At 38.4% G+C, this 12032-nt stretch carries 13 protein-coding genes and 1 tRNA gene; 1 reads left to right on the top strand and 13 read right to left on the bottom strand.

Going from position 1 to position 12032, the window contains the following annotated elements; all coding sequences use genetic code 11:
* Positions 1-477 precede the first annotated feature (477 nt).
* The 11 genes from AC0QT4_RS02600 to AC0QT4_RS02550 form a co-directional block, all read right to left on the bottom strand.
* Positions 478-837 carry a hypothetical protein gene (locus AC0QT4_RS02600; protein WP_473200170.1) on the bottom strand — a complete coding sequence of 120 codons (360 nt, stop codon included), beginning with the start codon at positions 835-837 and terminating at the stop codon, positions 478-480.
* Complete coding sequence (locus tag AC0QT4_RS02595) at positions 834-995, bottom strand: hypothetical protein (protein ID WP_473200169.1); 162 nt, start codon at positions 993-995, stop codon at positions 834-836. Before AC0QT4_RS02595 ends, AC0QT4_RS02600 begins: the two co-directional genes overlap by 4 nt.
* Before the next feature lie 892 nt (positions 996-1887).
* Entirely contained in the window at positions 1888-2349 is a 462-nt protein-coding gene (locus tag AC0QT4_RS02590) for a hypothetical protein (protein ID WP_473200168.1), read from the bottom strand.
* The gene (locus AC0QT4_RS02585; RefSeq protein ID WP_473200167.1) at positions 2340-2699 is read right to left on the bottom strand and encodes a hypothetical protein; all 360 of its coding nucleotides are present in this window, start codon (positions 2697-2699) and stop codon (positions 2340-2342) included. Before AC0QT4_RS02585 ends, AC0QT4_RS02590 begins: the two co-directional genes overlap by 10 nt.
* A 245-nt stretch (positions 2700-2944) precedes the next feature.
* Positions 2945-3859 carry a hypothetical protein gene (locus tag AC0QT4_RS02580; RefSeq protein WP_473200166.1) on the bottom strand — a complete coding sequence of 305 codons (915 nt, stop codon included), beginning with the start codon at positions 3857-3859 and terminating at the stop codon, positions 2945-2947.
* Positions 3860-3861: 2 nt separating this feature from the next.
* Positions 3862-4749 carry a hypothetical protein gene (locus AC0QT4_RS02575; RefSeq protein ID WP_473200165.1) on the bottom strand — a complete coding sequence of 296 codons (888 nt, stop codon included), beginning with the start codon at positions 4747-4749 and terminating at the stop codon, positions 3862-3864.
* Positions 4742-5575, bottom strand: a complete 834-nt coding sequence (locus tag AC0QT4_RS02570) for a hypothetical protein (RefSeq protein ID WP_473200164.1) — start codon at positions 5573-5575, stop codon at positions 4742-4744. The genes AC0QT4_RS02575 and AC0QT4_RS02570 overlap by 8 nt, the downstream gene beginning before the upstream one ends.
* Before the next feature lie 291 nt (positions 5576-5866).
* Positions 5867-6766: a hypothetical protein gene (locus tag AC0QT4_RS02565; RefSeq protein ID WP_473200163.1), complete on the bottom strand. Its 900-nt coding sequence runs from the start codon at positions 6764-6766 to the stop codon at positions 5867-5869.
* An 88-nt stretch (positions 6767-6854) separates the two neighbouring features.
* Positions 6855-7169: a hypothetical protein gene (locus AC0QT4_RS02560; RefSeq protein WP_473200162.1), complete on the bottom strand. Its 315-nt coding sequence runs from the start codon at positions 7167-7169 to the stop codon at positions 6855-6857.
* 545 nt (positions 7170-7714) lie between these two features.
* Positions 7715-7791: transfer RNA gene (locus tag AC0QT4_RS02555), tRNA-His, on the bottom strand.
* A gap of 135 nt (positions 7792-7926) precedes the next feature.
* Positions 7927-9015, bottom strand: coding sequence for a quinone-dependent dihydroorotate dehydrogenase (locus AC0QT4_RS02550; RefSeq protein ID WP_473200161.1), 1089 nt, complete (start codon positions 9013-9015; stop codon positions 7927-7929).
* A 587-nt stretch (positions 9016-9602) separates the two neighbouring features.
* On the opposite strand from AC0QT4_RS02550, the gene mscL reads away from it, so the two are divergent.
* Positions 9603-10016 carry a large conductance mechanosensitive channel protein MscL gene (mscL, locus tag AC0QT4_RS02545; protein ID WP_473200160.1) on the top strand — a complete coding sequence of 138 codons (414 nt, stop codon included), beginning with the start codon at positions 9603-9605 and terminating at the stop codon, positions 10014-10016.
* Positions 10017-10018: 2 nt separating this feature from the next.
* Here mscL and AC0QT4_RS02540 read toward each other — a convergent pair whose 3' ends face one another.
* Together AC0QT4_RS02540 and AC0QT4_RS02535 are read right to left on the bottom strand one after the other, a co-directional pair.
* Positions 10019-11338, bottom strand: a complete 1320-nt coding sequence (locus AC0QT4_RS02540; RefSeq protein WP_473200159.1) for a PAS domain-containing sensor histidine kinase — start codon at positions 11336-11338, stop codon at positions 10019-10021.
* A gap of 472 nt (positions 11339-11810) precedes the next feature.
* Positions 11811-11960, bottom strand: a complete 150-nt coding sequence (locus AC0QT4_RS02535; protein ID WP_473200158.1) for a hypothetical protein — start codon at positions 11958-11960, stop codon at positions 11811-11813.
* Between the last annotated feature and the right edge of the window lie 72 nt (positions 11961-12032).

The following is a 12032-nucleotide window of genomic DNA, read 5'->3' as shown; positions in this document are numbered from 1 at the left end:
TAAATACTCAGATGTAATGCTACTGAGTCGTACAGTGCCCGCAGTTGCACCCTTAAACATCTGTTCCTACCATATTATAATGTTTGACAAAAGCATCATGCCATCATAGCAACCGCTTTGCGTATGGGTTCCACAACATAGTTCTACAAACTGTTGACGCATTGCCAAGCTAAGAGTTTTCTTGCCCACCTACGCCAATGAGACCATCACTATCCTCTTTTTGAATTGTAAAACAAAATGATTTACCATTGGCGATAAACCATCTGCTCAAAATCCAGCTAGCTTAAACTCATAGCATTCTAAACCTTTAGACTCGTTCTATCCCCAAGGGAGGCATAGTCAGATATATCACTTCCGTCACGTATTCACGCACTGGAACAAAAAATCTGAAACTATGAGGCAACGCTGCATTTATATGCAGCGTTGTTGTTAAGAATAAGCTTCTATTGAGATAGTTCTGATGGGAGGCACCCATAGCTAATGGTATAGGGATTCATTTGGATTCTTTCGAAATGTTATATATAAATTTAATGCTCCGCCCCACAACACACCACCAGTGAACCCACTTAAAAGACCAAAAAGAAGATTAAAATCAAATGTATATTTCAAATCAGGTTTAACATGGAGAAAAGCAATCAATGTGAATTTGATGACAAAAGTGATAAGAATAAATATCAACGTCAACGGTGTACCAGGCCGAATAATTAAATCCGTTCCCTCTTTGATTTTTAAACGCGGAGCGGCGTGCCAGAGCAACCAGCCAACGCCAACGCCGATCATCAGCCCCACCAACATTGAGACTGCTCCCCAGCGCGGGAACGCCAGCTGGTTAATCACATCGCTTCCGCCCAAAAAAGAAAGATTAACGGCAATAGAAAAAGGCGGTTAACCTTCATTTCCCTATCTTTCAATGCGCTCATTCCCCTCGTAATGAGAAAAATAAGCAAAGCCCAGACCCATAAAGGGGTTCCGGTTAAAATATTCAACAATGACATATTATGCTCCATAGTGTTTGACTCGATAAAAATATAGCATGATGTTAGGAAAATATTTAGAAAAAAGAATACTAGCACAAATTAAACCCATAGTGACCCACAAAAGCTGGGGGATCCATGCAAAAAAAAAGCCGCTATGAGACTATTGGCAAAAAAGATGATTACCCAAATCCATGGAATATATTTATTGATGAGATAAAATAGGATATGTTTGCGTTTTTCTTCAGAAACACCAGCTCTGGCATAAAATCTGGCATAAAAAATGGTAAAGGGTCTCTTTACCAGCAAGCTCATCAATGAAACCAGAGCAAGTGACAGATAGCAAAAAAACTGTGGGGTAGTTCAGCAAAAGTGTAGACTATCCAGCGAAATAATTAACAAACAGGACAATAATTGTCAGAATGTTAGTCATCATCACTGGTTCTCTCTGTCGGTCAATTTTAATGTTCACAGTAATAATGGACAATAAAATCACAGTTAAGATGAGAGAGCGTTCGATCAAAGTTAAAACGTTTCCATTGATAACCTAGGAGTAAATACTCTACGGAATAAAAGAGATTATTATGTTAAGGTGCACCCTCCTTTTTATATTTGATAGAAAACTTACCGCAAGTGCTTCGTTTTTTAGTTTCCATATGAATATAAAAAACGCCACCTAGTGCACACTCTGTATCCTGTTTAATGGTCAACTGATAGGTATTTCTGAGATAAACTGCTTCAATGAACTTTACCTTTTTCAGCGCAACAGAGGCGATATTTTTCACCCTACCCTGCGTGGACAAAGCCAGAACCAACTCAATCAATAGTGAACTAGGACATACGGCGCGGGAGGGGAAATATTCCTCAAAAAGCAGGTGATGCACATTGAAGGAAAAAGTACAAGAATCTCCGGTTACGGAGGAAATCTTACATAAATCGCCTCGTAATGGAAGAACGAATTTCTCAGAACACGAGCCAGAGAAGCAGACCCTACCGACAATGATGATTGCTTACGCAATAACGGCCCGCCATTGTCGTATGGGCTGGCCTTACAGTGAAGACGGTAGGCCTCATTAATACGTTCAATATGTCCTTCAACACGTAACCGATCACTATCAAAATGGCTGGTAGAGAAAAACTGTTTAACCATAACAGGGAGATCGTGATAAGTGAGATCCGAGTTTTTAACCACCATGGTGACGAATCGAACTGAAAACTGATGCAAGGCTTCGAGTAAAAAGCCCTGTTTCAAATAGTTATGGGCTAAATCCCAGTGAGAAATATCGATTTTCCCGCAAGCCCGCATCGGTGCGATTAAAGTGATACTCTGACATATACCCAAGAAATTTGGCTCGGTGCGATGCTTTATAGCCATGATTGGGGGACCTTTTTATATTTTTCTCTTAAATCCTTTGATGATAAACCGAAAGAATGAGAGCTAAACCGCGCTTGATAGCGCGCGAGAAGTATCGACATACGACAAACGAAAAAAGCCAACAATCCCAGCTCAGGAGCAGCCCGATGTTTGCTCATGATGCTTGCAATTAGAAAATCGACATTGGGTTGCAGTCCTGTATTGTCCGAAATAGATCGCGCAAACGAACTGAAGGGGCGCATAGGCGCCTGAAAGCGTAAAAAAAAGAAATCAGCCCGGACATCCCGTTGCATAATCGGATGACCAAACCCTAGCCAGGGTTTGTCTTTGCAATAATGCGTTACCGCCACCTCAAGATCCCGGCTTCAATCTCATGGAGGACACTAGAAAGTCGCATGATAGCATATTGCAGGCTCCCATATGCGCGGGGCCAGTGGCACAAAACCCACCGATTAGTGCAGAAATGACGTCGCTCTTGGTACTGGACGCGTTACGTCGATGCTAACCTTCTCTATTTTTTGCAGAACAGAAAGCGCGTATCAGGCTTTCTAGCCATACTTAGAGTACACAAAGTTATTCATCACTCTACAACACTTTAAGCGCGCAATTTTATATTTTGTATTAAAGGATTTTTGCTTTCAAAATATACGAACAACATCACACAAAGTAGAATAAACAAGCTGCCCCCAACATTAAACCAAACCTTATCTGTAACCAGCACTGTTGCACCGAAACAGTTAACAATAGCATGGACAAAAAAAGGCGCACACGCATAAAATTTAGAGCGCGTAACAACACCACGATACGCCAAGCATGTATTGAAAATATGCATGAGTATGACGCTCATTAAAGCACACAAAAAAATACTCGCTTGCGTCCAGGAATAAAAAATTACATACTCATTGGCTAATAACCTAGATCGAATAGGCCAGCCATTATAAACAAGGAAAGGCCCTAGCGCCTTATAAACTAATTCGCATAAACCCCAGCCTATGCCAATATTCAGCGGCAAACGCCACAAAAAACTAGGCGAGCACCGATAAAACTTAGTAACTAACCAACGACGCATGGCTTCTTCTGCTACAACAAAAAAAAACGTAAATGTTAAAAATAAAAAAACAAGCGCCAGCCCCTGCTCTGCACGACTCTTGGTTTCAACAATACTCATCATATAAAGCGTTTTTATTACAGATTGCTCCCAAAAAGCAATAAACCCGCCAGCAATGCAGCTAGCAACAAACCATCCCACAGCACCAGCGACAACCAATTTGAACTTCAGAAAATGATGAAACACACATAGAAGAAAAACAACGCCAAACACTTGCAGTAAACGTAAGGCATCAAGTTTATGTTCTGTTTCCGAGTAACGCCATACTAACAGAACAATCACCCCAAAAACTATGCCGCTCAACAGCACATTTATCCAACTAAATGTAGAGCGAAAAAAATTATAAATGACAGCGCCATAAATAAGGCCTGCGAGAAGCGAAGTAATAAATAAAACCAACATTATTATGCCCCCTCATTTACTACAGCGTACCTGCTATTTTTCTTCATGGATAATCTGTCTTGCACAAAATCATAAATTTGCCGCATAAGAGCAAACATAAGAATAGTAGCGATTGTATAATGCCCAATTGCAAGAAGTTCTGGCTCAGCGGCCCGCCATGAAAAGCGCGCCCAAGCCGCCAAGCATTGTAAAAGCAGGATAAGAACAAAAAAACGCCATTTCTTGTCAAGGCAAACCACAAGCATTAAAAAAGTTGATAAAAGATTCAGACCTATAATAAACGTATAATATATTACCGTCTCAAGTAAAGAAAGTAAGGCGTCCCTATCAAGACTAAAAACCCCTTTTAGGATTTTCACAGTTTCTGGTAGAGATGTAAGCAGTGCAAGCCCTATAGAAGCCCCCCAAATCCCCATTCCCACGCCCAGTGCTGCCTCTACACCATTGCCATTATCCTCTGGCACCCAATGAGAGAGCAAAAAAAACTGCATAATCGCCATGCCTATAGGGAATAGAGTAACAGCAAAAACAATATTAGGCGTACTATAAGCAGAAAAATCAAAAATCAAACTGCCTATCATACGCATAAACTCGTATAGAAAAAAAATCAAAAGCACATAACAACCAGCGCTTGACCCAATAATCGCCTTCGTGCCTTTAAACGCTTTAACCAAAGAGAGTAACCAGCGGTACCCCAATATAAGCGAAAGCGCCAAAACATAATAAGGAAAATAACTCGCAGCGCCATAAACATAAAGAAAAACAAGACACAAAACAACGAGCAAGAAAACCAAACGTTCAACCAATGTTTTTTTCTTCATCAAAGGAAAAATAATCAGCACCAGACAAAAAACGGCGCCGATAACAGATAATGTCAATTTGTCAAGCATTATTGTAAGCCTCAGAAATAGAATTTATTAATATTGCATAGCCTGAAGAAATGTCAAACATAGACAAAAGACCAACCGCAAAATGAATTACAAAAGGCAGATAGAAATAGGCCTTGCGCTTATTTTGGAAACCAAGATACATAAAGCGCGTATTTACAACATGCATCAATACAATCATGCCCGCGGCAATAAGATAGCTGATCGCTTGTGGACAAGATTCAAATGCGACATAGCCCACCATTTGTGGCGCCCTATCAACACGGTAATTCAAGTAAAGAAAAAGAGCTGGGAGGGTCTTATAGCATAAGTCTAGAACACCCCAGCCCAGCCCGAAATAAAGGACCTCACGCGCAGCTAATTCTGGCTTATATACGCGAAGCAACCACAAACGCAAAAGCTCCGCAGTTAAAACTGATATCAAAAGGATAAAAAAGGGATGGTCTGCAGCAACCAAACTCATGTAATGCACCACCTGCTGCTGGCTATTATTAGCAGCAGACAAAGCAGGCAATGGCAACAAAGAGCTCAAATATACAAAACCTGCCCCAATACACAAGGCAGCAACTGCACCACAGAATCTAAGAACTAAATATTTATATAAGTAGTGCTCGTACAGAATTAAAAGCATGGCAAGATAACATACCAAAAGCAAAGATAAGTCTGGAAGCCCACTTTCACTATGTGGATAAGCGAAGATGATAGCGCAGGAAAGGCCAGCTAGACCCCCAAAAATGACGCGCTCGCCCAACAAGCCATTGTTTTTAAGGAAACGAGGGCTGGAACTTATCCCAAAACTAAGCAGCATTCCAAAAATTAAGTCAGACATATAATTTCCTTAAAGCGCCTTGCCCTCCCAAGCATACCAAGATATTATTGCCGGAGAAAAACTCCCTGCTAAGAGGCTGATAGTGTACCCCTTAGCAAAGCCTTTACCTTGTTAAAAAAGCCAGGTCAAACAACAATTTCATCACTTAGAGCGAGCACAATCCCAACCAGCTTTAGCAATATCCGCAGCTGCGCCACGGGACCCCGCCTACTATTGCTCCAGAAACTGCCCCTCCTGGGTTGGCTGCTCTAGGCTTTAGGATAACCCAAAGAACTATAGCCTCCTGTCTTCTCACTTAGTTTTCCTTTTAAACGGGTTAATCACGCTAAGCTTCACACTCTTTGATTTAATGTAACGCACGTACACATAAACAACATACATCAAACAAATCCAATTTATAACCATTCCATAGTTATCGTCTGTATGAACAAACGCTACAGAATAAGAAACAAAGAGGCTAAAAAACAGCTCAGCAAGAACATCAAGGACCAACCAATAATATTTCTTTGTAGTAACAAAGAGAACCATCAAAAATGTCAAAAAAACCTGGCCCGTTAGAATAGCAAAACCAAGCACCGCATAATCAAACATTTTTTTCACTGCCTCCCTGTTTGCAAAACCTATCTGTTGATAGATTTCTCGAAGGTCTGATAAAAGCAGTGATGACACAAAAAAGACGCCTATGGCAAACCCACAGCCAATGCAAATGCTTAAATCTAGCATTGACATAGATTTTTCCTTCAAAGCTTTAGCAATTAGGACATAGCGAGCCCCCTCTATCATCAACGGAATAATGAAAAGCAGATAAATATAGCTCGAAAGCTGCAGATCAAAAAAATCTAACAGAACGTCATCACTCATAACAATAAAACCAGCTGCGATGAAAAAAATGGGGCAACTTGCGATAATGGATAAACTAAAGCACTTTATATTGTTTACTATATTGGGTATAAATTCAATGCAAAAAGAAAGAAAGAACATAATTATAATAATAGGAGGAGATGTTATCGGCACACCGACTATATACTCAAAGACATACACGAGGGGAGGAGTAACCAATGCCGCCACTATGAATGCAACCATGCTCCCCTTGTATAACATGCTTTTTCCATTAATAGCAATAGTTTTGAAGAATAGATACATGCCAAACCACAGACAAAAATAAGCGAGCACTAAACCAAACGCGCCCATAGATCCTCCTGTGCAATATTCCAAACATAAAGGTGGCACCTTTTACAGTACCACCGTTCTAGGCTTTAGGATAACTCAAAGAACTACATCAAAAGTGCGTCAACATCCCACCTGAATTAGCAATAGATTGACCCAAAAACTGTGTGCCACACTGAGCAGCAGCCACACCATAACCACCATAACCGCCTATGGTGCCTCCGAATCGATCGCCTACACTTAACCCCAAGCTTGCTGCGGACATGCCAATATTAAGACTACGCGTTAGCACTCCTGCGCCAACACCACCCACAAGGCCAACCCCAGCACCATACTCGCTACCAAACGCAGTACCAGAGTTATATTTGCTACTAAAATTATCGGCACTGCAATAATCATAATCGTGCGAACGACTTGAACTTCCCATTTATTTTCTCCAATTTAGTTTATAAATAAATCCCCCAAGCTTACTTATGTCCCCGCGCCAAAATGGCTTACCCATAATTAACCACCGAAACACCCCTGGAGATATGAATGCATTTTCATGCAAGTTTGCATTTATAATATATAGTTGACAAAATCAAGGGCATTGTGTCAAAAATATAGGATATTTTAGTAAATTTATGCTTACTTATTTTATGTGTTTAAACTTAATGGTTTATATTATGAGCAATAATAATGAAAGTCGGATAAGATTCTCTTGGTTTACAAAATATACTAAAAGTATATAAATATACTGATAGAGATATTTATTGTTGCAATTGCAATCAGAAGCATAGATTTAGTTAACCCGTTTATATTTCAAGCGATTATTGATCATATCATTCCGTTTTGGGCAAAATTTGAGAAAAATCATCCGCGCAAGGTCTCTGCTCCGTGACGGCTCAAAGGCAAAAAAGGCCAATAACTGTGGCTTTTAACCACAGCAAAAACCGCACTAAATAAGAATTAGAAAAGTTATAACAAGATAAATGGTACGGTTGGTGGGATTTGAACCTACGACCTCTGGTGCCACAAACCAGCGCTCTAACCAGCTGAGCTACAACCGCCTAAAAATAAATGTATCATAACTGTTTACTATTTCATAAACACTTATTCCTTGTCTGTGTCACATAAGGAAGATCAAAAGAGTTTGCAAGCCCCTTTAAAAAAATCTTGCATTTTTTATCAAAAAAAGAATTCCTTTACAAAGGAAGAGCACGCTTTGCCCAATATTCAACATTGTGATCACGATAAGCTCTTATATTTTCAACCCCATCTTGCTGTATCAGTTGCAAAATTTCTTTTAGAATCGCTATAATGAGGTTAGGCCCTTCATAGACCATTCCACTGTATAATTGGATCAGATCTGCACCAGCTTTGATTTTTTCCAAAGCCGTTTGCGCATCTTTTACACCACCAACGCCAATGATTGCAATCTCCTTCCCTAATTTTTGTCGCATTTTTGCAAGCACAATAGTAGAGCGCTCAAAGAGTGGGCGTCCAGAAAGCCCCCCCTCCTCACCACTTAGTAGACTATTTTTAAGTCCTTGTCGTGAAAGCGTAGTATTGGAAACAATGAGACCATCAAAATCAGAAAGCTTCATTTCTTCAGCGATATCATCCAATTCTTTTTCTGATAAATCAGGTGCAATTTTTAAAAAAATGGGAACAGAAAATCCATACTTTTTCTTTTGTTCATTACGCGCCTGCGAAATCGCATTCATCAAAAAATGTAAACTATCACGAGCCTGTAAAGCACGTAAACCTGGTGTGTTAGGCGAAGAAATATTAACTGTGAAATAATCAGAAATATCATAAAAATGAGCAATACCAGAAGTATAATCGCTAGTCTTATCAACCGTATCCTTATTGGCACCAATATTTATTCCTACAATACCCGTCTTTTTATACGTGCGAAGTCTATCGTAAACAATTTTATGCCCATCATTATTAAAACCCATTCTATTAATAATCGCTTCATCTTCTTTTAAACGAAAAAGCCGCGGTTTAGGGTTTCCCGTTTGGGGCTTTGGTGTAACTGTACCAATTTCAGTAAAGCCAAATCCTAAGCGAAAAATAGCCTCAACAACCTCTGCATTCTTATCAAACCCCGCAGCAAGACCGATAAAATTTTCAAATTCAAGACCCGCAACAGTCACACACAAACGCTTATCAAAAACCTTTTGACAACTGCTCAATCCACTTTTTAGCGCGATAATCGCTAAATGGTGCGCATGTTCTGGATCCAACATAAATAAAGCGGAACGACCAATACAACGAAAGAAACTCATCAATCCTTCTCCAAAATAAAACTAATCCGCCACACCTCACGTAAATCTTTTAATATAAAAAAATTATCAATAAAGATAGCATATCACCTCAATAAAAACGCCTCCCCTTCTACAAGAAAATTTATTATATCTTCGCCATTTACATTTATTTTTACATGCACCGAGCAGAAAACGAGCCGTTTGGTCTTTGAAAAAACTTCCTTACCCTCTCAAAATTGTTCAAATATTAAAATCTATAAGAAGAAAAACAAGAATCCCATACAATAGATATCTTTTTTCAATATGTTATCATAAAAAATTTTGTACCACTTTTATAAAGCAAAAACGGTTTCCTATTTGTAATGAAAAAAGAAAATAAAGCTTTCTACTAAAAACTCTCCAGCATTTTGAATTCCATGAGATATTTTTAATTTTAAAGTCAAACAGAACCTCTGTGTTAGACCTTCTAACATGCTAAAATACTCTTGGACAAGAATTTTAATCTTTGTAATATAATCTTAGCAACAAAATAAAAACCGCCCTTTTCTTTTCTATCGAAAGCGGTAATTAAAACTGTCGTATATCTTTTATATGAAGGGGAAGATGCAATGCTTAAAGAATTCAAGGAATTTGCCCTAAAAGGTAATATGATTGATCTTGCAATCGGTGTGATTATAGGAGGAGCTTTTGGTAGCTTAGTCAATTCAATTGTCAATGATATTTTTATGCCTATCATTGGACTTATTACAGGTGGAATCGACTTTTCTAACATGTTTATCCAACTTGCCGGTGAAAAACAAGCTACATTAAGTGCTGCTAAAGCAGCCGGAGCAACCATTAGCTACGGCAACTTTATAACTTTACTTATCAATTTTCTCATTATTGCTTGGGTCCTTTTCCTATTTGTTAAAGGCATGAATAAAATGCGCCGAAAAGAAGAAGAAGAGGGAAATTCAAAAAAAATGTCTCCAGAAGAACAGCTTCTGTCAGAAATTAGAGATCTTTTGGCCAAGAAAAAATAATTTTATTCGTGACTCTCCTCATGGAACACAGGAAAAAACATTTCTACAGTTGTTCCATGATTGGGTTTTGAAAATAATAAAAATTGACCACCACTTTCTTCTATCATTGCCTTACACATTGGGAGTCCTAAACCAGTTCCCATAAAGGCGCTATCACCAGATCGTCCATCTTTGCGCTTTACCTGACCATAAGGTTGTAATGCCTGCATAATCTCTTCATCACTCATTCCTATACCGTTATCGCTCACCGAAATCTTGACGCGTTCTTTTTTTCCATAAGAAACATGAACAATAATTTGCCCACCTGATGGTGTAAAACGAATGGCATTGGAAAGAAGATTCCATATAATTTGTCGAAATATCTGTTGCGATACACCAATAAATGGCACATGAACTGGAGCGGCAATACGCATGATAATGCCATTATGATTAGCCTGTGTTTCAAGGAAAGCCATACTAGCACGCAAACAAGCTATCACATCAAATGCTTCAGTTATAAGGGGCGTTTTATTTTGGTTATTTAAACCAGAATAATTTGCTTTTGAGCATTCTAACAACTGATTAACCAGTGATAATATATGTTTTCCAGATGAGATAATATCACATAAATAGCCACGATAACGTTCATTGTCTATCGTACCGAAACGGCCATCCCTCATAATTTCGGCAAAACCAATGAGAGCATTCAAAGGTGTTCGCATTTCGTGAACAATTCCAACCCTTTCATTCTCTTCTGCTTTTGTGTCTACTGGTAGAATTCCTCCTGTCATATTATTCACTATAACAGCATAATTGTCTTGCCGTGCTAAAGGTACAATCGTTATAGAAACCGTTATATTTTTTTGACTTTTTGTCACTAACTCAAGTGTCGCCCCACCATTAAAAATCTGATATTTTCCTTTCATACGGATTAATTTAAAATACTTTTCAATCAAAGAACAACTTTGCAAAGTAAATAATGATGATAATGGCTGTGACAACAATTCATTGATCTCATAACCGGTCAATGTCAAAGCATTACTGCTGACTGCTTGAATAAAACCCTGTCCATCCAACCAAAACATGCCATCAGTCGCTGTATCCAGTAATGATAAAACAACTGCTGGTTCTTTTATGAGCGCTTGTTCTATTGTATTTTCCGGCAAATCCTGTGCATTTGATAAAGGCTCTATCGTTTTTTTACCGAAATGCTCACATCCTAAAGATGAATGCAATTCTCCACGCAATCGTTGTGCAATTTCATGAAAAGCTGAACGCTCTATCTCCGAAAGGCTTGATATTTTTACCTCCAAGTTTTCATCTTTTTTCTCTTTTTCTTGCATCTTTAAAACACCAAAACCATGAAATCCTTCACACTACCCTCTTTCATCAAAAATTGGCACAGCAAATAATTCAACTTTGAGTTATTTGGGATAATCATTAAAAGTCTACTGAACGGCCTATTTTCTCCAAAGTAAAAATGCTTCAATAAAACCGCTTATATTTGATATCATTCATCATTAAATCTACTGGTAAGTCTATCAAAATTAGATCTAAAAATAGAAAACCATAAAAGTCTAAAAGTTTTAGATAATTCTTTTGAAATATCTCCAAATCAACCATTTTTATCCATTTTCCAAGTAAAACCGTTGTAGAAAAATTTCTAGCATAAAATGAAAAAGTGCCTCTTTATTCTCCAATTGATTTGATTTTAATGGCATGCAAAAAATACTGATTTTATTTCAAGAATACCAACCTATGTAAACACACTGCTATGAGTAAAATTAGTTCGACTGTCATCTTACTATCAGTCGTCTATAGCGGAAATTTGACCGTTTCACCAAAAACAGAAAAATGAGAAGAAGCCCTCAAAACCATCGCATATTCATCAATTATTGCAACAGACATTGTTGTATCATCCAAGCTAGCGACAAAAGAAATCTCTTCTTTCAGAGAATCTTCCAATAAAAAGCCTTGCCTAAACCAATAATATCAATAGAAACTATAAAAATTCAATGGTATGCTTTTAAACCATCT

The organism is Bartonella sp. EBT8, from assembly GCF_055796165.1.
This window is presented reverse-complemented; position numbering and strand designations above follow the sequence as displayed.